Origin of the sequence: Nocardioides sp. YIM 152315, assembly GCF_029210375.1 — a bacterium.
GTDB lineage: Bacteria > Actinomycetota > Actinomycetes > Propionibacteriales > Nocardioidaceae > Nocardioides.
In genome coordinates this window covers 17,877-36,291 of the sequence record NZ_JARGER010000040.1, presented here as the reverse complement: position 1 = coordinate 36,291, position 18,415 = coordinate 17,877, and the positions used below count along the sequence as shown (strand labels likewise).

At 73.5% G+C, this 18,415-nt stretch carries 20 protein-coding genes and 1 tRNA gene; 9 read left to right on the top strand and 12 right to left on the bottom strand.

Annotation, left to right across the window (positions count from 1 at the left end; translation table 11 throughout):
* Positions 1 to 94: 94 nt before the first annotated feature.
* Positions 95 to 1,981 (top strand): CocE/NonD family hydrolase, encoded by a 1,887-nt coding sequence (locus PZ894_RS17000; RefSeq protein ID WP_275746606.1) that lies wholly within the window; start codon positions 95 to 97, stop codon positions 1,979 to 1,981.
* Here the strand turns inward: PZ894_RS17000 and PZ894_RS16995 are convergent.
* The gene (locus tag PZ894_RS16995) at positions 1,962 to 2,420 is read right to left on the bottom strand and encodes a MarR family transcriptional regulator (RefSeq protein ID WP_275746605.1); all 459 of its coding nucleotides are present in this window, start codon (positions 2,418 to 2,420) and stop codon (positions 1,962 to 1,964) included. The genes PZ894_RS17000 and PZ894_RS16995 overlap by 20 nt on opposite strands.
* A 93-nt stretch (positions 2,421 to 2,513) precedes the next feature.
* On the opposite strand from PZ894_RS16995, the gene PZ894_RS16990 reads away from it, so the two are divergent.
* The 3 genes from PZ894_RS16990 to PZ894_RS16980 all read left to right on the top strand — a co-directional run bounded on the left by PZ894_RS16990 (position 2,514) and on the right by PZ894_RS16980 (position 3,944).
* Positions 2,514 to 3,101, top strand: coding sequence for a TIGR03086 family metal-binding protein (locus PZ894_RS16990; protein ID WP_275746603.1), 588 nt, complete (start codon positions 2,514 to 2,516; stop codon positions 3,099 to 3,101).
* A 130-nt stretch (positions 3,102 to 3,231) separates the two neighbouring features.
* Positions 3,232 to 3,321: transfer RNA gene (locus PZ894_RS16985), tRNA-Ser, on the top strand.
* A gap of 92 nt (positions 3,322 to 3,413) precedes the next feature.
* Positions 3,414 to 3,944 (top strand): gamma carbonic anhydrase family protein, encoded by a 531-nt coding sequence (locus tag PZ894_RS16980; RefSeq protein ID WP_275746601.1) that lies wholly within the window; start codon positions 3,414 to 3,416, stop codon positions 3,942 to 3,944.
* A gap of 20 nt (positions 3,945 to 3,964) precedes the next feature.
* Here the strand turns inward: PZ894_RS16980 and PZ894_RS16975 are convergent, their stop codons facing one another.
* The gene (locus PZ894_RS16975) at positions 3,965 to 4,321 is read right to left on the bottom strand and encodes a hypothetical protein (protein WP_275746599.1); all 357 of its coding nucleotides are present in this window, start codon (positions 4,319 to 4,321) and stop codon (positions 3,965 to 3,967) included.
* Between the two features lie 105 nt (positions 4,322 to 4,426).
* Here PZ894_RS16975 and PZ894_RS16970 point away from each other — a divergent pair, with 105 nt between their 5' ends.
* Together PZ894_RS16970 and PZ894_RS16965 are read left to right on the top strand one after the other, a co-directional pair.
* Entirely contained in the window at positions 4,427 to 5,299 is an 873-nt protein-coding gene (locus tag PZ894_RS16970; RefSeq protein WP_275746598.1) for a MoxR family ATPase, read from the top strand.
* Entirely contained in the window at positions 5,296 to 6,657 is a 1,362-nt protein-coding gene (locus tag PZ894_RS16965) for a VWA domain-containing protein (RefSeq protein WP_275746597.1), read from the top strand. Before PZ894_RS16970 ends, PZ894_RS16965 begins: the two co-directional genes overlap by 4 nt.
* Before the next feature lie 26 nt (positions 6,658 to 6,683).
* Here PZ894_RS16965 and PZ894_RS16960 read toward each other — a convergent pair whose 3' ends face one another.
* The 7 genes from PZ894_RS16960 to PZ894_RS16930 all read right to left on the bottom strand — a co-directional run bounded on the left by PZ894_RS16960 (position 6,684) and on the right by PZ894_RS16930 (position 13,966).
* The gene (locus PZ894_RS16960; RefSeq protein WP_275746596.1) at positions 6,684 to 7,997 is read right to left on the bottom strand and encodes a hypothetical protein; all 1,314 of its coding nucleotides are present in this window, start codon (positions 7,995 to 7,997) and stop codon (positions 6,684 to 6,686) included.
* On the bottom strand, positions 7,994 to 8,920 hold the full coding sequence (locus tag PZ894_RS16955; protein ID WP_275746595.1) for a hypothetical protein: 927 nt from the start codon (positions 8,918 to 8,920) through the stop codon (positions 7,994 to 7,996). Before PZ894_RS16955 ends, PZ894_RS16960 begins: the two co-directional genes overlap by 4 nt.
* 10 nt (positions 8,921 to 8,930) lie before the next feature.
* Entirely contained in the window at positions 8,931 to 9,326 is a 396-nt protein-coding gene (locus PZ894_RS16950; protein ID WP_275746593.1) for a hypothetical protein, read from the bottom strand.
* A gap of 27 nt (positions 9,327 to 9,353) precedes the next feature.
* Positions 9,354 to 10,733 (bottom strand): alpha/beta hydrolase, encoded by a 1,380-nt coding sequence (locus PZ894_RS16945; protein WP_275746591.1) that lies wholly within the window; start codon positions 10,731 to 10,733, stop codon positions 9,354 to 9,356.
* Entirely contained in the window at positions 10,730 to 11,152 is a 423-nt protein-coding gene (locus tag PZ894_RS16940; RefSeq protein WP_275746589.1) for a hypothetical protein, read from the bottom strand. Before PZ894_RS16940 ends, PZ894_RS16945 begins: the two co-directional genes overlap by 4 nt.
* A gap of 74 nt (positions 11,153 to 11,226) precedes the next feature.
* Positions 11,227 to 12,411, bottom strand: coding sequence for a pyridoxal phosphate-dependent aminotransferase (locus tag PZ894_RS16935; RefSeq protein ID WP_275746588.1), 1,185 nt, complete (start codon positions 12,409 to 12,411; stop codon positions 11,227 to 11,229).
* An 88-nt stretch (positions 12,412 to 12,499) separates the two neighbouring features.
* Entirely contained in the window at positions 12,500 to 13,966 is a 1,467-nt protein-coding gene (locus PZ894_RS16930; RefSeq protein WP_275746586.1) for an FAD-binding protein, read from the bottom strand.
* Positions 13,967 to 14,012: 46 nt separating this feature from the next.
* On the opposite strand from PZ894_RS16930, the gene PZ894_RS16925 reads away from it, so the two are divergent.
* Positions 14,013 to 14,951: a TlpA disulfide reductase family protein gene (locus tag PZ894_RS16925; RefSeq protein ID WP_275746585.1), complete on the top strand. Its 939-nt coding sequence runs from the start codon at positions 14,013 to 14,015 to the stop codon at positions 14,949 to 14,951.
* Between the two features lie 88 nt (positions 14,952 to 15,039).
* Positions 15,040 to 16,554: a potassium/proton antiporter gene (locus PZ894_RS16920; RefSeq protein ID WP_275746583.1), complete on the top strand. Its 1,515-nt coding sequence runs from the start codon at positions 15,040 to 15,042 to the stop codon at positions 16,552 to 16,554.
* A gap of 2 nt (positions 16,555 to 16,556) precedes the next feature.
* Here PZ894_RS16920 and PZ894_RS16915 read toward each other — a convergent pair whose 3' ends face one another.
* The 3 genes from PZ894_RS16915 to PZ894_RS16905 form a co-directional block, all read right to left on the bottom strand.
* Positions 16,557 to 17,066, bottom strand: coding sequence for a LytR C-terminal domain-containing protein (locus PZ894_RS16915; protein ID WP_275746581.1), 510 nt, complete (start codon positions 17,064 to 17,066; stop codon positions 16,557 to 16,559).
* On the bottom strand, positions 17,066 to 17,362 hold the full coding sequence (locus tag PZ894_RS16910) for a type II toxin-antitoxin system VapB family antitoxin (protein ID WP_275746580.1): 297 nt from the start codon (positions 17,360 to 17,362) through the stop codon (positions 17,066 to 17,068). The genes PZ894_RS16915 and PZ894_RS16910 overlap by 1 nt, the downstream gene beginning before the upstream one ends.
* A 256-nt stretch (positions 17,363 to 17,618) precedes the next feature.
* Entirely contained in the window at positions 17,619 to 17,786 is a 168-nt protein-coding gene (locus tag PZ894_RS16905) for a hypothetical protein (RefSeq protein ID WP_275746579.1), read from the bottom strand.
* Between the two features lie 176 nt (positions 17,787 to 17,962).
* Between PZ894_RS16905 and PZ894_RS16900 the strand changes: the two genes are divergently transcribed.
* A complete protein-coding gene (locus PZ894_RS16900; RefSeq protein ID WP_275746578.1) occupies positions 17,963 to 18,412 on the top strand; it encodes a nuclear transport factor 2 family protein in 450 nt (149 codons plus the stop codon).
* Positions 18,413 to 18,415 lie beyond the last annotated feature (3 nt).

The following is an 18,415-nucleotide window of genomic DNA, read 5'->3' as shown; positions in this document are numbered from 1 at the left end:
ACCGCTGTCACGGTGGATCGTGGGATCTCCTCGACCGTTGTGACGGGGTGGTAGTCCCCGTAACCCACCGTTACAACTTCTCGTTGGGACCGGCATGAGCCGCCGCCCGATCCATGCCCGCCTCGCCGCCGCGCTCGTCGCCGGAGCGCTGCTGAGCCCGCTGCCGTCACTCACCTCGACCGGACCGGCGCAGGGAGCGGCCCCGGTCGAGCGGACGGCGAAGAGTCAGTGGACGCCGCGGCCTGCGACCTTCCCGGGCACGGTCACGCAGCAGGACCTCGCGATCCCCATGTCCGACGGCACGGTGCTGCGCGGCGACCTCACGATGCCGGCCGACGCCGACGGGCAGCCCGTCGCCCGGCGCTTCCCGGTGATCGTCACGATCACGGCGTACAACAAGATGGCCAACGGCTTCGCGGGCGGGCTCACCGGAGGCAGCGGCGACTACCTCGTGCAGCGCGGCTACGCCCACCTCACCGTCGACGCGCGCGGCACCGGCAGCTCCGAGGGGCAGTGGGCCGCGTTCAGCCGGCGCGAGGACAAGGACGCGGGCGAGATCGTCGAGTGGGCCCACTCGCGCCGGCGCCCGTGGAGCAACGGCCGCATCGGCATGAGCGGCCCGTCGTACCTCGGCATCAGCCAGATCTTCGCGGCCGGCGCGCGACCGGAGGGCCTGAGGGCGATCTTCCCGCAGGTGCCGGCCTACGACGTCTACCGCGACGTGGTGGCGTCGGGCGGCGCGATCGACGTCGGCTTCATCCCCCTCTGGCTCGGCCTGGTCACCGCCACGAGCATCGTCCCGCCCGCCGTGACGGCCACCGATCCGCAGTCCGGTCTGGGCGCGCTGGTCGACCACCTGACCGCCGCCGGCACCTTCACGCTCCCGCTCATGCTCGAGGCGCTCCTGGGCGGCGACGCGGCGTACGACGGGAGGTTCTACCGCGACCGGTCGCCCGCGCGGGTGATCAACCGGGTGCAGGTGCCGACGTTCCTCGTCGGCGGCGAGTTCGACATCTTCCAGCGAGGGACGCCGCTGCTCTTCGAGAACCTCCGGCGTCGGGGCGTGCCGACGAAGCTGATCATCGGTCCGTGGGACCACCTCGAAGGATCGTCCGCGGCCGACATCGACCGGGCCGGCTACGGCACGCTGGAGGAGCTGCAGCTGCGGTGGTTCGACCGCTACGTGCGGGGCATCGAGGACCCCACGCTCGACCGCGACATCGCGCCGCTCACCTACTACGAGCAGGGCAGCGGCCGCTGGACCGAGGCGCGGCGGTGGATGGGCGGGCAGCACGCCGAGAGCTTCCGGCTCACCGGATCGGCCGCGGCCGGCGGTGGCGTCGGCGGGCTCACCCAGGGCACCGCGGTGGCCGGGCGTGCCTACGTGCCGCCCGTGCCCGTGTCGGGTCTCTGCACGCGATCGACCAACCAGTGGACGGCGGGGCTGCCGGAGGCCGCGCTCGCCGACCTGCCGTGCTGGAACGACAACGCGCCCAACGACACGACCGGCGTGGTGTTCCAGACCGACCCGCTGACGCGGGCGCTGCGCCTGCGCGGCCCGATCAACGCACGCCTCTACACCTCCAGCGTCAGCGGAGACGGGATGCTCTCGGTCTCGGTCTCCGACGTGGCGCCCGACGGCAGCGTCACCCGGCTGACCGGCGGCTGGCAGGTCGTGTCGCACCGGGCGCTCGACGAGCGGCGGACCCGCTACCTCGACGGCCAGGTGATCCAGCCCTACCACCCGTTCACGCGCGCGGCGAAGGAGCCGCTGGCGGCCGGCGAGGTCGCGCCCGTCGACGTCGAGGTCTTCCCGACGGCGGCGCGGCTGGAGCCGGGGCACCGGCTCCGGATCGCCGTGCAGGCCTTCGACGTGCCGCACCTCCTGCCGAGCGTGCCCGACCTGCCGCGACACCTGGCGGGGCTGACGATCCACAACTCGGAGCAGTACCCGTCGGTGCTCACGATCCCGGCGGTGTGAGGCGCTCCAGGATGGCGCGCAGCCGCTGCCGGTCGCGGGCCGACAGGGGTGCGACGAGGTGACGGCGTACGGCGGCGGCGTGCACCGGCCGCGCCCGCAGCAGCGCGGCGCGTCCCATCGTCGTCAGCGACACGTCGACACCGCCGGACGCCTCGGCGCGGTCGACGAGACCACGCTCCTGCATCCGGCGCAGGTGGTGGGAGAGCCGGCTGCGGTGCCAGCCCGTCGCCGTCGCGAGGCGGCTCTGCCGGAGCCGGCCGCCGCCCAGGTCGTGTAGACGCATCAACACCAGGAGGTCTGGCTCCGACACGCCCGTCTCGCGCGTCACGTCGGTGTTGACCTGCGCCAACGCGTCGCTGGCGGCCTGCCAGGCGTCCCAGAGCGCCGCCTCGTCCTCGGTCAGCGGCTTCCCCGGCGACATGTCCGTCAGCCTGTCCATCCCGCGTTGTCGTGTCAACGGCGCCCCCCGGCCGGCGCATGTTGACATGACAACGCGGCGATGAAACCGCGGTGCCGGCGAGGTCGGACCTGCATGGACCCGATCGACTTCACCCCTGCCGTCCACGCGGTGACCCAGGTCGTCGGCGGCATCGACGACGACCGGCTCGAGGCGCCGACGCCGTGCGTCGGCCTGACCGTCGCCGACCTGCTCCAGCACCTCGACGGGCTCGCCCTCGCCTTCACGCTGGCCGCGGCGAAGGAGTCGCCGCCGGGCGGCGGCGACGCGACGTTCGACGGCTCGCGCCTCGGTGTCGGCTGGCGGGCCGAGATCCCGTTCGCCCTCGACCGGCTCGCCGCCGCGTGGACCGACCCCGCGGCGTACGCCGGCACGACGATGGCCGGGCCGATCGAGATGCCGGCCGAGATCGCCGCGCTGGTCGCCCTCGACGAGGTCGTCGTGCACGGCTGGGACCTCGCCCGCGCCACCGGCCAGGCCTACGACCCGGGAGACGCCGCCGTGCTGGCCTGCCTGTCGTTCGCGGAGGGGTTCGAGGTGCCCGAGGACGCCGGCGACGGGCCCTTCGGTCCGCCCGTCCCGGTCGCCGCCGACGCCCCGGCCCTCGACCGGCTCGCCGGCGCGACGGGGCGCGACCCGGGCTGGGCGCCGCCGCCGCTGTAACGGGGTGTCCCGGGCTCTTCTCACCCGTCATAACGGGGTAGAAGATCCCCCGACACCCCGTTACAGCTGCGGGCCGGGCATGGACTCGCTGATTTCGCCGGGCCAGACCGCCTCCGGTAGCCTCTCCGGCGGTGGCGTGTCCGAGCGGCCTAAGGAGAACGCCTCGAAAGCGTTTGTGGGTGCAAGCCCACCGAGGGTTCAAATCCCTCCGCCACCGCCAGCCAGCCGAACGCCCCGGATCGCTCGATCCGGGGCGTTCGTCGTTCCCGGACCGCCCACGGGTTCGGGCACGAGACGGTGTGGAATGGGTGCATGCCGCTGTTCGAGTTCGAGGGCAAGCGCCCCACCGTCCACCCCGAGGCCTTCGTCGCGCCGACCGCGACCCTGATCGGCGACGTGACCGTCGAGGCCGGCGCCAGCGTCTGGTACGGCGCGGTGCTGCGTGCCGACATCTGCACGATCATCGTGCGCGAGGGCGCCAACGTGCAGGACAACTCGGTGCTGCACGCGGCGCCCGGCGAGACGCTCGTCGTCGGCCGCGACGCCACCGTCGGGCACGGCTGCGTCGTCCACTGCCGCGAGGTCGGCGAGCAGGCGCTGGTCGGCAACGGCGCGACGCTGCTCGACCACGCCGTCGTCGGCCCGCGCACCCTGGTCGCCGCCGGCTCGGTCGTCACGCCCGGCACCGAGCTCCCCGGCGGGATGGTCGCGACGGGCACCCCGGCGAAGCCCACCAAGCCGATCGAGGGGACGTCGTCGGAGTTCTGGATCGAGCAGAACCCGCCGTACTACCAGGAGCTCGCCCGCCGCCACGCCGTCGGCGCGCAGGAGGTCGACGGGTGAGCGCGCACGGCCGGCCCTGATCAGGCGTCGGGCGGGTCGAGGCACACGGCGACCAGCGACGCGGCGCCGTGGCTGGTGAAGAGCTGCCACGCGCGCTCGAAGGCCACCAGGCGCAGCCGCCCGTCGAGCGAGCGCACGATCGCGGAGGTCGGCTCGTCGCGCTCGAAGCCGGTCGTCGAGCAGCGGTGCTGCTCGATCATCTCCTGCACCGCGGCGGGCCGGTGACCGAAGGAGGACGTCGATCCGCCGCCCGGGTCGAGACCGGCGCCGGTCAGGGCCGACAGGCCGACCAGCGCGGCCACCGACAGCGTGCCGGCGCGGACCGCGACGAGTGTCAGTCGCAGCCATCGCGGCGGCGTCGGGAGCCGGTGGGGCATCGGACCTCCTCGTGCGGCGCAACCGCGCCCGTCCCCCCAGAACGGGCGCGGTCCTCCCAGCTGGTCAACGACCGGCTTCCCTCCGGGTTAGGCAAGGATGGGCGCATGCCGCAGCCGAGCTCCTGGTTCTCCTCACCCGACGACGCCGCCTCGCGCCTCGCCGCGTCCGGCTACCTCGCCGACGCGGCGACGGCCACCACGGCGTACCTCGCCGGTGCGCTCGAGAAGCCCCTCCTCGTCGAGGGGCCGGCCGGCGTCGGGAAGACCGAGCTGGCGAAGGCGGTCGCGCGGGTCACGGGGGCCGAGCTGGTGCGGCTGCAGTGCTACGAGGGGCTCGACGAGGCGCGGGCGCTCTACGAGTGGAACTACAAGAAGCAGCTGCTGCGCATCCAAGCCAGCGGTGACCAGTCGTGGGAGGAGACCCACGAGGACATCTTCACCGACGAGTTCCTCCTGACCCGCCCGCTGCTGACGGCGATCCGCCGCGACGAGCCGACCGTGCTGCTGGTCGACGAGGTCGACAAGACCGACGTCGAGGTCGAGGGCCTGCTGCTCGAGGTGCTGTCCGACTTCCAGGTGACGATCCCCGAGCTCGGCACGGTGGCCGCCGTACGCCGGCCCTTCGTGGTGCTGACCTCCAACGCGACCCGCGAGCTGTCGGAGGCGGTGAAGCGACGCTGTCTCTATCTGCACCTCGACTATCCCGACGCCCAGCGCGAGCGCGAGATCGTCACCTCCCAGGTGCCCGACCTCGACGAGCGCGTGGGCACCATGCTCGTCGAGGTCGTGCACCGGCTGCGCGAGCTCGACCTGAAGAAGTCGCCGTCGATCGCCGAGTCCGTCGACTGGGCCAGGACGCTGGTGGCGCTGGAGATCCGCGACCTCGACCCGAAGGCGGTCAACGACACGCTCGGCGTCGTCCTCAAGCACGCCTCCGACCACGAGAAGGCGCTCAAGGGGCTGAAGTTCGCAGGATGAGCTCGGGCCTCGTCGATCGTCACATCTCCTTCCTGGAGGCGCTCCGCGCCGCCGGGATGTCGGTGTCGCTCGCCGAGGACATCGACGCGGTCGCCGCGCTCGGCGTGCTCGCGTGGGACCGGCGCGAGACCGTGCGTGCCGCGTACGCCGCGACGCTGGTCAAGAAGCAGAGCCACCGCCCCACCTTCGACGCGCTCTTCGACGTCTACTTCCCGCGCATGGTGGGCGACGGCGTCGGCGGGGCGGACCGCCGGCCCGAGCCGGACAACGCCCGGGCTCTCGCCGACTTCCGCGACGAGCTCGCCGACGTGCTGGCCGAGGGCGACCAGCAGGCGATGCTCGACCTGGCGGCGGAGATGGTCGGGCGCTTCGGGGCGATGCCCGGCCGCGGCCCGGGGCTCTCGTCGTGGTCGGCGTACACCGCGCTGCAGCGGGTCGCACCGGGCGAGCTCGTCGACCGGATCGTGCGGGCGCTGCTCGTCGAGGGCCGGGTCGAGGACGACGCGCGCCGCGAGGCCGGACGCCGCGTCGGTGGCTTCACGGCGATGGTCGAGGCCGACGCGCGCCGCCGGATCGCCGAGGAGAAGGGGCCCGAGCACGTGGCCGACGTCGCCCTCCGGCCGTCGATCGACCGCCTCGACTTCACCGCGGCGCGCAAGGCCGACCTCGAGCAGATGCACCGCGAGGTCTACCCGCTCGCCCGTCGCCTCGCCACCCGGCTCACCCAGGAGCACCACGCCAAGCGGCGGGGCCCGCTCGACTTCCGGCGTACCGTCCGTGCCTCGATCTCCACCGGCGGCGTCCCCCTGGTCACCCACCACCGGCCGAAGCGCCCGCACCGCACCGAGCTCGTCGTGCTCTGCGACGTCAGCGGGTCGGTCGCGAACTTCGCGCAGTTCACGCTCCTGCTCGTCTACGCGCTGCGCGACCAGTTCGGATCAGTGCGGGCGTTCACGTTCATCGACCACGTGCATGAGGTCACCTCGCACCTCCGGCCCGGCGCCGACCCGGGCGACGTGCTGGCCGACCTCGCGGCGAGCACATCGCACGCCGCGCTGTGGGGCCGCACCAACTACGGCCGCGCACTGGTGAAGTTCGAGGAGTCGTACGCCGACGCGCTCGGGCCCAAGTCGTCGCTGCTGATCCTCGGCGACGCGCGCTCCAACTACAGCGACCTGCACCTCGACGTGTTGAAGCGGCTGGCCGGCTCGGCCCGCCATGCCTGGTGGCTCAACCCCGAGCACCGCCGGCACTGGGACACCGGCGACTCCGCCGCGTCCCGGTACGCCGAGGTCGTGCCGATGGTCGAGTGTCGCAACCTCACCCAGCTCGGGGAGTTCGTGCACGACATCCTGTGACCGTCAGGGACTATCCCGAATTGCGCCTACGAGAGGTAGCCGAGGCCGCGCAGGTCGTCGATCTCGCGCACCAGGTCGGGATGGTCGGAGGCGTCGGCCAGGCGGGCACCCGCGACGTAGCGCTCGGCCGCCGTCTCGGCGCCGGTGCCGTCGAAGACCACGGTCAGCCGGTTGTCGGAGGCCGCGTTGACCAGCGAGCCGAGCAGCGCCACCGGATCGGCGCGGTCCTCGAGGCTGAGCATCCGGGTCGCGCGCGGCACCCGCGGCACCAGCGCCGACGGCGCGCCGGCGGTGACGACCCGGTCGACGTCGAAGAGCGGCGACTCCGCCATCGCGGCGATGTCGAGCGCGGTCGGGCCGCCCTGCCCGTGGCCGACGAGCATCACCCGCGCGCGGGTGTCGTCGTAGCGCCGGATCGCGCTCTCGAGGGCGCGGGTGACGCGGTCGGCGTACGGCAGGTGGTCGCCGCCGACGAGGCGCAGCGGCTGGCCCGAGCGGCCGTGCGGCCCGGGCAGGAACGCGACGTATGCACCCGGTGCCACCCGGTGGACCGCCACCGAGCGGGTCACGGAGAACAGCCGGACCATCAGGTCCTCGAGGCCCGCCGGCCGGCCGCCGGAGGTGGGCTCGTCGGGCCCGTCGTCGTCGGACCGCTCGACCAGGTCGCCGGCCACGTCACGCAGCGCCGCGCCGAGATCGACGACGAAGGAGCCCTCGCCGAGCGCGCCCATCCCGGCCCGCGCGGCGGAGGGGGCGCGGTCGCCGGCGAGCACCGGCGTCGCGAGCAGCGAGCGCATCCGCAGCCCGTCGACGAGGCCGCCGACCGTGATGGCGTGGTCGAGCAGCTCGGGGTGCTCGGCCGCGAGCTCGTCGAGGAACGCGGCGACACCGTCGCGATCGAGCGCGTCGGTCTCGATCAGGCCCGCCGCCACGACCCCGCCGCCGAGCGTGACCTCCGGCGCGAGGTAGCCGACCGCGCGGGCCGCCACGCTCCCGAGCGTGCGCAGCACGGTCGCCTGCAGGTCGTCGATCCAGCGGTAGGTGAGCACGGTGGCGCGTACGACGAGCGCGTCGGCGTCCAGCTCGACCGAGCGTGCCAGCAGCCCGTGCCGGCCGGTCGTGGCGGCGCGGGTCTCGTCGTCGAGCCGGGCCCAGGTGGTCGCGGCCAGCTCGGCGGACTCCGCGACCGCCGGGTCGCGCAGCACCCGCTCGCCCAGGCCGGCCCGGCTCCGCATCTCGGTGCCGGCGGCGTCGAAGAGGTCCGCGAGCCGCATCAGCCGCTCGTAGCGATCGGGATCCTGGCCACCGCGAGCATCGGCGCCGGCGGTCTGCCCGTTCACCGCGCCACCTCGGCGAGGACCGGCGCCAGCGCGAGCGCGAGGTCGGGCGACGCCACCCGCGTGACCGTCACGTGACCGACGCTACCCACGTGGCGAGGCCGCAGCGACCGCCACCCGTCGGCCAGCAGCAGCCACGAGACGACGCCGGCGACGTCGGTGGACTCGCCGGAGACGTCCGCGACCAGGGCGCGCAGGCGTCCGCGACACTCGGAGGTCAGTCCCTGCAGCACGCCGAGCAGCTCGAGCTCCGGGATCGGCGCCCCGTCGGCGCCCCGGCAGCCGGCGGCGTGCTCGACCGCCAGCACCGACAACAGGTCGCCGCGCCCGCTGCGCGCGGCCTCGGCGGCGGCGTCGAGCAGCTCATAGGGGAGGTCGAGCCCGTCGGGGACGACCGACCGCGCCACGACCACCTCCTCGGGCAGCACCGCCGCCCGCGCCAGCTCCTCGCCCCACCTCTCGACGGGGAACCAGGCGAGCTCGAACACGATCCCGTCCGCGGTCGCCAGTGTCGCCACCGCGCCGCCCGCCTGCCGGTGCCACGCCTTGGCGCGGCCCCGGCCGGCGGACACGTCGAGGTCGACCGCGACCGTGGGCGTCGCGAGCAGGCCGATCGCGCCGCGCAGGCCCTCGTCGAGCGCATCGCCGCGCAGGAGACCGCGTCGCGAGAGAGCCGCGTCGGGCTCCGGCAGCGCCGCGAGGGCGGCGGCGTACGCCGCCTCGTCCTCACCCGTGCTGCGGCCGAGCCGGCTGTCGAGGACGCCGGCCCGCGGCGCCCCGACCTCGAACGGCAGCGGTGCGCCGTCGGTCAGCTCCGCCGCCAGCCGGAGCTCGGGCAGCGTCAGGGTCAGCCGTCGCGGCAGCGAGGCCAGCAGGCCGGCGGGCTCGGGCGAGGCGGGCGTCGCACCCAGGTCGATGGTCGGCATGGTGCGGCGGTCAGAGCCCCGGGAGGTCGAGGGTCAGCCAGTCCCGGTGCCCTGAGGGTGGCGTCGCGGTGTTCGCGTCCGCCAGCAGGCCCGCCCGCCGCTCGATGTCGGCGATGGTCTCCTTGAGGCGGTCGACCTCGACGAGGTGGGCGTCGAGCGCCTCGGCCGCGTCGTCGTGGCGGCCGGCGACCTCGCGCAGGTGTGCGGCGCGGACCCGGATGCGCTCGTCGAGGGCGGCCGCCGCGCGGCCGGTCCAGCCGACGCCCTCGGTGCTCGCGACCAGGCGGTCGGCGAGCGCGCGGAGGTCGACGCCCTGCTCGCGGAGCTCCAGCGCCCGTCTGTGCATCACCTCGGTGTCGCCGTACATCGCCCCGCCCTCCTGCCGTCCCGAGTCAGTCGCTCGCATTCCCGCAGCGTGCCCGGACAAAACCGGTCAACGGTCGCGGGCGATCTGGAACACCTGGCTCGACACCTCCGCCGACCGCCCGAGGAAGCCCCGCTCGCGGAGCCCCGCCACCTGGTCGGCGACCGCCGGATCCGTCGAGGCGTCCACGGCCGCGGCCCCGGCGCGGTAGGGCTCGTAGCCGTGGGCGTCCGCGACCGTCTCGTCGTGGCCGCTCTCGAAGGTGACGGTCACCTGCGCGGTGCGGTCCGGGTTGTCGGCGCCGTCGAGGAGAGGTACGACGTCGCCGTGGTGCTCGAGCGACAGCACCCGGACGTCGGCGGGGAAGTCGCCCACCTGGGCGGTCGGCGAGCCGGCGGTGACGACGTCGGTGACCGCGAGGCCGGTGTCGCGGCTGGCGAGCGCCGCCGCCTCCATCCCGCCGAGCGAGTGGCCGACCAGCAGCACCGGCTCGTCGGGTCGCACTCCGGCGTCGGCGAGGGCGTGCAGGATCCCGCGCTGGTAGGCCGTGCTCTCCCCCGCCGCGGAGCGCAGGTCGCTGCCGAGGTCGCGCACGTCGTGGTCCTGGGCCCACGGCAGGGTCGCAAGGTCGTCGGTGCCGGGCAGGTAGACGACGTGCCGCGCGCGGTCGGAGTCGGGATCGAGCGTCTGCACCTCGATCGTGCCGTTGGCGGGCGAGTCGGGGTCGGGCGACAGCGCGGCGACCTGCGCCAGGTGGTCGAGGAGATCGGCGACCGAGTCGGGCTGCCGGCCGGCGGACGGCACCCGGAGGTCGGGCCGTCGGGTCGCGACCGGGTCGCCGTCGGCGTACGCCGCCGCCAGCAGCGCCGTCGCCGTGCGGCGGTCGGGCACCACGAAGGGTCCGAGCCCGGTGAGCAGACCGCCGCCGCCGTTGACCAGGTGCTGCACCTCGCGCGGGTGGGTCACCAGCCAGCGCTGCACGTCGGCGCCCAGCCGGCCGCGGACCTCGGGCGGCAGCGTGGAGCCCGTCGCGAGCGCGACCGGGCCGGCCAGTCGGAGCGCGAGGCCCGCGAGCAGGCCGAGCCGCCAGTCGAGCGCGTCGATCGCGACCTCGGCGGCGACGTCGCTGGCGGTCAGTCCGGCGAGCGCGGCCCGCACCAGCACCGCCGTGGCCTCCCACCCGCACGAGCCGGGCAGCAGTCCGAGCGGCCCGGTCGTCGCGGCCGTGACCGCGGCCTCGGCCTCGGCGAAGGTCAGCGGGGACAACGGAGCCGACGTGAGCAGGTCGGGGTCGACGAGCACGGCGGCGCCGCTCGTCGCCCACGCGCGCTGCTCGTCGGCGGCGGCGTCGAAGCGATCGGCGAGGTCGCGGACCGCGTCGTACGTCGCCTCGATGCTGCCGGACCCGCCCCGGACGCCGGTGATCCGCGCCGGCTCGTCGCGGCTCACGACAGCCCCGGCAGGTCGACGGAGAGCCAGGCCAGGTGACCGGGCGGTGGGGGCAGGAAGCTCGCCAGCAGGTCGTCGACCGGGTCGAGCAGGTCGCCACCGAGATCGGCGATCCGCGAGGTCGCGGCGCCCACCAGCTGGGTCGCCTTCTCCTCGATCGCCGCGATCAGCTGTTGGAGCTGCGCGACCCGGTCGGCGTGCTGGTCCAGGGCGTCGGCCGCATCGTCGTGGAGCACCGCCGTGTGTCGCAGCGCCGCGACCTGGGTGCCGGTCTGGCCGCGCATCGCCTCGGCGGCGACGCCCGCCCAGGCGACCTCCTCGATCGCGTCGGCCAGCTGCGTCGCTGCGTCGCGGATCTCCCCGGCGCGGGTGCGCAGCTGCCCGGCCAGGCCGTGGATGGCGGCGGTGTCGCCGTACATGTCGTCCCCCTCCTGCGACCCGGCGGTCGGGTCGTCGGAGGGGAGCGTCGCCGCGGCGTCGTTGTGGAGAAACCTCAGCGGTCGAGCGCTGTGGAGAGCCGCTCCAGCGCCTGCTCGACCTCTGCACCGGGCCCGGCGAAGCTCATCCGCACGAACCGCGGACCGTCGATCGTGTCGAAGTCGATCCCCGGAGCCAGCGCGACCCCGGTGCGGTCCAGCAGGTCGTGGGCGAACGCCATCGTGTCGTCGGTGAGGTGCCCGACGTCGGCGTACGCGTAGAACGCGCCGTCCGCCGGCGCCAGCTCGGTGATGCCCAGCTTGGGCAGGCCGTCGAGGAGGGTGCGGCGGTTCTCGGCGTAGCGGGCGACGTGTCCGTCGAGCTCGGCGTACGACGCCCGGTCGAAGGCCGCGAGGCAGGCGCGCTGGGCGATCACCGGCGGACAGATCGTGAAGTTGCCGGTGAGCACGTCGACCGCGCGGCGCAGCCGGTCGGGGACCAGCATCCAGCCGATCCGCCAGCCCGTCATCGAGAAGTACTTCGAGAAGCTCGCGAAGACGACCGCCTCGCGGCTGGTCTCCCAGGCGCTGCGGGCGAGTCGAGCTCCGCCGTTCGCAAGGGGCGCGTACTCGATGCCGTGGTAGATCTCGTCCGAGATCAGCTGGACCCGCTGCTCCTCGCAGTACGTCGCGAGGGCGGCCAGCTCGCTCGGCAGCAGCATCGTGCCGGTGGGGTTGGCGGGGCTGGCGACGACCAGCCCCTTGATCCCGTCCAGCGCCTCGAGCTGCTCGACGGTCGGCTGGAAACGCGTCTCCGGGCCGGTCGGGACCTCGACCACCTCGCAGCCGAGGGCGGTGAGCACGTTGCGGTAGCAGGGGTACCCGGGCCGCGCCATCGCCACCCGGTCCCCGACCTCGAACGCCGCGAGGAAGGCCAGCAGGAAGCCGCCGCTGCTGCCCGTCGTCACCACGACCTCGTCGGGATCGACGTCGACGCCATACGTGCGCCGGTGGTGCGCGGCGATCGCCTCACGGAGCTCCAGGATGCCCGTCGCCGGCGTGTAGCCGAGCGGGTCGCCGGAGTCCAGCAGCCGCTTGGCCTCCTCGCGCACCGGCGCCGGCGCTCCGGTCATCGGCTGGCCCGCGAGCAGGTTGATCAGGTCGCCGTGGGTGCGCTGCCGCGCCGCCGACGCCGCCAGCAGGTCCATCACGTGGAACGGCGGCACGTTCGCCCGGCTGGCCACCTGGAAGCGGTCGGTCATGGGGCGAGCGTACGGCGGTGCAGGAACCCCCGGTGGACCGGGGAAACCTGACGTTCTGCCCCGAAACTTCGGCCCAACAGTGACAGTTTCACCGGTGAGCCGGGGAAACCGACGCCGCGTGTCGCCCAGCCCGTCGCCCGAAGAACGACCCCTCGCCGAGTTGGGTGCCGGAGCAGTAGCCCTTGCCGTCCTGGGCGATGTTGGACGCGCAGGCGCCGGCGGCGTACAGGCCGGGGATGATCGACTCGTCGGGACGCAGCGCCTCGCCGTCCACCGACACCCGGATGCCGCCGAGGGTGAATCCGGCGTACATCGCGTGCCCGAGCCGGAGGTCGAAGACCGCCCACGGTCCGGTGTCCTGCGGGGCGAGCCACTGGGGTGCCTTGTGGAGGTCGAGGTCCTCCCCGGCGGCCGCCATCTTGTTGTAGCGCTCCAGCGTCGTCGCGACCGACCCGGCCGGGAGGCCCAGCGAGGACTCCAGCTCCGAGATCGTCTCGAAGCCATCGAGCAGCGGCACCAGCGGGAACCTCGGGTACTCGACGTGCTCGCTGTCGACGACGAGGTACGCCGCGTGGTCGGGCTGCTCCATCACGAGCTGCGAGGTCCGGGAGTGGTAGCAGTCCTCGGCGACGAACCGCTCGCCGAGGTTGTTGACGATGAACCCGGTCATCAGCGAGGACGGCGGGTAGAACGGCGCGGTGATGAACGGCTCGTCCATGTACTTGAGCTCCGCGCCGGCCGAGGCGCCGAGCCTGATGCCGAGCCCGTCGTCGTACGTCGAGCCGAGCGTGAAGGGCTTCTCGGCGAGCGCGGGCGTGTACGCCGCGACCATGTCGCGGTTCATCACGAAGCCCCCCGCGGCGACGACGACGGCCGAGGCGGCGAGCACGCCGGTGGTGTCGAAGGAGCGCCACGCGAGCCCGACCACCGCCCCGGAGGACGAGGCGACCAGGTTGGTGGCGCCGGTCTCGTAGCGGACCTCGACGCCGGCCTCCTCGACCCGCGCCCGCAGCAGGTCCATCACCATCTTCGTGCCCTCGGTGTCGCCCGGGACCGGCACCTTGTGGCCCCGGGGCGCGGGCACCGCCTGCTGCGCAAAGGGCCACACCTTCTCGTTGCCGGTGAACATCAGCCCCTCGGTGCCGGGCTGGATCACCGCCTTCTCGGGGTAGTAGGAGCGCTCGAACTCGAAGCCCAGCGCCTCCAGCCACCCGAAGTGCTCCACCGACCCGTCGCAGTAGGCCCGGATCTTCTCGTGCTCGGGGTCCTTCGAGACCGCGACCAGGTAGGCGTACATCTCGTCCGGAGAATCCTCCCAGCCGGTCGCCTGCTGCACGGCGGTGCCGCCGCCGAGGTAGAAGTGGCCGCCCGACATCGACGACGTGCCGCCGTGCACCGCCGCCCGCTCGAGCAGCAGCACCCGCGCCCCGGCCCGCGCCGCCTCCAGCGCGGCGCAGCCGCCGGCGATGCCGAAGCCCACGACGACCACGTCGTACGACGGCGCCCCGTCGAGCACGGAGGCAGGAAGGACGTCGGGGATCGCGGTGCCGCTCATGCGACCAAATCTAGAACAAGTTCCAGTTGCATGCGATGCTGGCCGCGTGCTGACCCTGATCGACGCCGACGGTCGCGCGCACGAGGTCGTGGCCAAGGACGTCGGCCTGTGCTGGGGAGACGTCTGTGTCCCGCAGGCCGGGCCGGACGACCTCGAGGCGTGGGCGGAGCGGGCCGGCTACGTGCTGGCCAGGGACGCCGGCGAGGAGGAGAGCGTCGTCGCCATCGCGCCGTCGGCAGAGACACACCGTCGAGCGGACGACGGTCGCGCACCGTCGCTGACGCTGCCCGACGTGGACGGCGACCCCGTGTCCTTCGACGACCTCTCCGGCAGCAAGCGGGTGCTGGTCACCTGGGCGTCGTGGTGCGGCTGCCGCCACGAGCTCGGCGGCTGGCAGCGACTCCAGGACGAGCTCGCCGGTGCGGGTCTCCGGCTCTTCTCGGTCGCGCTCGACGCCGATCCCGAGCACGCGCGGCCGTGGATCGAGGCGGCCTCCCCGACGTACCCCGTCGCCGTCGACACCGCGCACGTCACCGCCGAGCGGTACGGCATCACCAACGTGCCGTCGGTCGTCTGGGTCGACGAGCACGACCGCATCGTCAAGCCGCCGACCATCGCGCCGGGCGACGACCAGTTCGTGGAGTTCACGAGGATCGGCGCCGACCAGCACCACGACCTGCTCCGCGCGTGGGTGCGCGACGGCGTGCTCCCGAAGAGCGCGGGCGCCGATGGTCCGCGGCGCACCGACGACGAGCAGCGCGCGCTCGCGCACCGCCGGATCGCCGCGCACCACCAGCGGGCCGGCCGCGGTGACCGGGCACTCGCGCAGCTCGCGCGGGCCCAGGAGCTCGCGCCATGGGACTGGACCGTACGCCGCGGCGGGATCGCGATGACGGGTGGCGACCCGTTCCTCGGCGAGGAGTTCACGTCGTTCTGGGAGGAGTGGGACACCGCCGGGCGCCCCGGGTACACCCCGACCACGTGAGGCCGGCCGGCGCGAGATCGGGTGCGAGGTGTCGTCGGCGCACCGATAGACTGCGGTCCCGCCGCCCCGACGATCGCCGAGGTGACACGTGTCGTTCGACGTGCATGACCTCGACACGTTCGTGCTGATCGGGTCGGCCGTCACGCTCCTGGCGATCCTCGCCGTGCGCCTCTCCTCGAAGGCCGGCCTCCCCAGCCTGCTGATCTACCTCCTGATGGGCGTCGCCCTCGGCGAGTCCGGGCTCGGGATCGAGTTCGAGGACGCCGAGCTCGCGCACGCGATCGGGTTCGCGGCCCTCGCGGTGATCCTCGCCGAGGGTGGTCTGACCACCAACTGGCGGGAGATGCGCGCCTCGATCCGGCTCGGCGTCTCGCTCGCGACGGTCGGGGTCGCGACCTCGGTGCTCCTGGTCGCGCTCGGCGCCCACTACCTGCTCGGACTGCCGTGGGAGCTCGCCGTGATCCTGGGCGCGGTCACCTCGCCCACCGACGCCGCGGCCGTGTTCTCGGTGCTCCGGGTGGTGCCGCTGCCGAAGAAGCTCACCGGCTCGCTCGAGGCCGAGTCGGGTCTCAACGACGCCCCGACCGTCGTCCTGGTGACCCTCGTGTCGACCGGCGGCGCCGACGAGCACGGCGTGCTCGGCATGTTCGGGATCATCGGCTACGAGCTGGCCGCCGGCACCGCGATCGGCCTCGCCGCCGGGTTCGGCGGCGCCTGGGTGATGCGGCGCGCGGCGCTGCCGTCCTCGGGCCTCTACCCGCTCGCCGTGCTGACGCTGGCGTTCCTGGGCTACGGCGTCTCGTCGTTCGTGCACGCCTCCGGCTTCGCCGCGGTGTACATCGGAGCGCTCGTGCTCGGCAACATGGAGCTGCCCCACCGGGCGGCGACCCGCTCGTTCGCGGAGGGCGTGGCGTGGCTGGCCCAGATCGGGCTGTTCGTGATGCTCGGGCTGCTGCTGTCGCCGGGGCGGATCACCCCGGAGACCGTGGGCATCGCGGTGCTGGCCGGCCTGATCCTGACGCTGGTGGCGCGGCCGGTCTCGGTGCTGGTCAGCTCGGTGGTCCAGCCGCTGCCGCGGCGCGAGCTGGCGTTCATCTCGTGGGCCGGCCTGCGCGGCGCGGTACCGATCGTCCTGATGACGATCCCGCTGGCCGAGGGCGTCGACGACGCGGCGAGGCTCTTCGACATCGTCTTCGTGATGGTCGTGATCTACACGGTCCTCACCGGGCCCACGCTGCCCCTGGTGGCCCGCGTGCTCAAGGTCTCGCGTCGATCCGAGCCGCGCGGTCTCGACGTGGAGGCGGCGCCGCTGGAGCGGATCGCGGCCGACCTGCTCCAGGTGACGATCAGCCCGGTCTCGAAGATGCACGGGGTCGAGGTCGGCGAGCTCCGGCTGCCGACCGGAGCCTCGGTGTCGATGGTGATCCGCGAGGATCAGACGCTCGTGCCCGAGCGCCGGACCGTGCTCCGCCACGGTGACGACCTGCTGGTCGTCACGCCGCGCAAGCTGCGCGAGCAGACCGAGGAGCGGCTGCGTCAGGTCAGTGACCACGGGCGGCTGGCCCAGTGGCTCGGCGACCGCGGACGACGTACGACGCGGTGAGCTCAGCCCACGGGCGGGCTGCAGACCTCGGTGTCCGACTCGACGGCCACCGACTTCTCCCCCTTGGCGAGCCGCGTGGTGGTGTAGTCGTCGCCGACGACGATCGTGATGCCGGCGCCGATGCCGTCGCGCCGCTCGATCTCGGCGTCGTCGGGCAGGTAGCCCGCGACCAGCTGCACCGCCGGGCTCTCGGGCTCGGTGGTCCAGATCGCGACCTTGCGCACCTTCGCCGACGCCGCGTTGCCCGACGTGCCCTCGGCGAAGCCCGCGTCGACGAAGAGCCGCATCGTGCGGCCGGCCAGGCCGTCGCGGCGGCCGCCGTTGTAGATGCTGACCGTGACCTGCTGCGGGTAGAGCTGCGACCCGGCCTCGACCGCGGTGTCCACGCAGACCGCGCTGTCGACCTTGGCCGGCAGCGGCTCGGTCGCCGCGTTCCAGCCCCAGACGGCGGCGAGGAGGACCAGGGCGCCGAGGACCGCCAGGGTCATCGTCGTCCGGGCCGCGTCCACCATCAGCCCTCCAGGGCGTGCACGCGGGCATGGAGGACGTGGCGCTGCTGCAGTGCCGCGCGCAACGCGCGGTGCAGCCCGTCCTCGAGGTAGTACTCGCCCTGCCACTCGACGACGTGGGCGAACAGGTCGCCGTAGAACGTGGAGTCCTCGTCGAGCAGGGCGGCCAGCTGCAGGGTGTCCTTCGTCGTGACCAGCTGGTCGAGGCGCACCTGACGCGGCGGCACGTCGGCCCAGGCCCGGGCGGAGAGCCCGTGGTCCGGGTACGGCCGTCCGACGCCGACGCGCTTGAAGATCACGCCGCGACTATAACGACGGCCCCTGAGCCTGCATTCACCGATTCTCGCCTGCTGCGCGCCACCATTCGGGCACGCTGGCTTCGTTGCCGCCGCTCGGAAGACGCCCGGTATGCCTTCGCGACGGACGCCTTGCCATCGCACCCGCCTGGTGACGCTCGCGACGCCGACAATCGGTGAATGCAGGCTGAGCCCCGATCCGGGCTCAGGGGGCCGGCGTCGTCGTGGGACGCGGCGTGCGTGACGCCGTACGACGGACTCAGGCCGACCAGCGGACGGCGTCGTCGAAGTGGTCGGCGAGCGCGTGCACGCCGCGCAGGTCGGTGCGCTCCTCGAGGAGCGACGTCAGTGCGGCCGCGTGCCGAAGGCGCAGCGTCGTGCGCTGCTCGAAGACGGTGTCGCGGTCGGTGCGGGAGTGCTGGTCCATTGCTGCCTCCTGGTCGGGAGTGGTGGTCGACTCGGTGGCGGTCGTCGGTGGGTGGAACGACCGGCCGGCACCAGATTGGATCGTTCAGATCGCCGGGAGGTTGACGCCGGGTTACGCCGAGGTCACACGTTCCCGGGGTGCCGCTGCGGCCCGAAGTGGAATACGTTCTGGTTCTCGTGGACGACATCACCGCGATCAGCCAGCTGAAGTACCGCTACCTGCGCACCCTGGACACCAAGGACTGGGACGGCTTCGCCGCCTGCTTCCTGCCCGAGGCGACCGGCGACTACAACGGGCTGGTCTTCGACGACCGGGACGCGCTGGTGACCTACATGCGCGACAACCTCGGCGACGGCATGCTGACCATGCACCAGGTGCACCACCCGGAGATCGACGTCGACGGCGACACCGCCTCGGCGCGGTGGTACCTGCAGGACAAGGTGATCGTCCCCGCCTTCCGGTTCATGCTCGAGGGCGCGGCCTTCTACTCCGACCGCTACCAGCGCACGTCCGACGGCTGGCGCGTCTCCCACACCGGCTACCGGCGCACCTTCGAGATCACCTACGACCTCGCCGACCTGCCGGGCACGAAGGTGAAGGGGCCGGGGGAGCACACCCACGTGTGAGTC

What these genes read in the sequence shown, in the direction of transcription:
- PZ894_RS16965 (WP_275746597.1), top strand. Translation starts at nt 5,296, where the DNA reads ATGAGCTCGGGCCTCGTCGATCGTCACATCTCCTTCCTGGAGGCGCTC.
- PZ894_RS16915 (WP_275746581.1), bottom strand. Translation starts at nt 17,066, where the DNA reads ATGGTGGACGCGGCCCGGACGACGATGACCCTGGCGGTCCTCGGCGCC.
- PZ894_RS16995 (WP_275746605.1), bottom strand. Translation starts at nt 2,420, where the DNA reads ATGGACAGGCTGACGGACATGTCGCCGGGGAAGCCGCTGACCGAGGAC.
- PZ894_RS16980 (WP_275746601.1), top strand. Translation starts at nt 3,414, where the DNA reads ATGCCGCTGTTCGAGTTCGAGGGCAAGCGCCCCACCGTCCACCCCGAG.
- PZ894_RS16970 (WP_275746598.1), top strand. Translation starts at nt 4,427, where the DNA reads ATGCCGCAGCCGAGCTCCTGGTTCTCCTCACCCGACGACGCCGCCTCG.
- PZ894_RS16940 (WP_275746589.1), bottom strand. Translation starts at nt 11,152, where the DNA reads ATGTACGGCGACACCGCCGCCATCCACGGCCTGGCCGGGCAGCTGCGC.
- PZ894_RS16990 (WP_275746603.1), top strand. Translation starts at nt 2,514, where the DNA reads ATGGACCCGATCGACTTCACCCCTGCCGTCCACGCGGTGACCCAGGTC.
- PZ894_RS16950 (WP_275746593.1), bottom strand. Translation starts at nt 9,326, where the DNA reads ATGCGAGCGACTGACTCGGGACGGCAGGAGGGCGGGGCGATGTACGGC.
- PZ894_RS16955 (WP_275746595.1), bottom strand. Translation starts at nt 8,920, where the DNA reads ATGCCGACCATCGACCTGGGTGCGACGCCCGCCTCGCCCGAGCCCGCC.
- PZ894_RS16905 (WP_275746579.1), bottom strand. Translation starts at nt 17,786, where the DNA reads ATGGACCAGCACTCCCGCACCGACCGCGACACCGTCTTCGAGCAGCGC.
- PZ894_RS17000 (WP_275746606.1), top strand. Translation starts at nt 95, where the DNA reads ATGAGCCGCCGCCCGATCCATGCCCGCCTCGCCGCCGCGCTCGTCGCC.
- PZ894_RS16930 (WP_275746586.1), bottom strand. Translation starts at nt 13,966, where the DNA reads ATGAGCGGCACCGCGATCCCCGACGTCCTTCCTGCCTCCGTGCTCGAC.
- PZ894_RS16975 (WP_275746599.1), bottom strand. Translation starts at nt 4,321, where the DNA reads ATGCCCCACCGGCTCCCGACGCCGCCGCGATGGCTGCGACTGACACTC.
- PZ894_RS16935 (WP_275746588.1), bottom strand. Translation starts at nt 12,411, where the DNA reads ATGACCGACCGCTTCCAGGTGGCCAGCCGGGCGAACGTGCCGCCGTTC.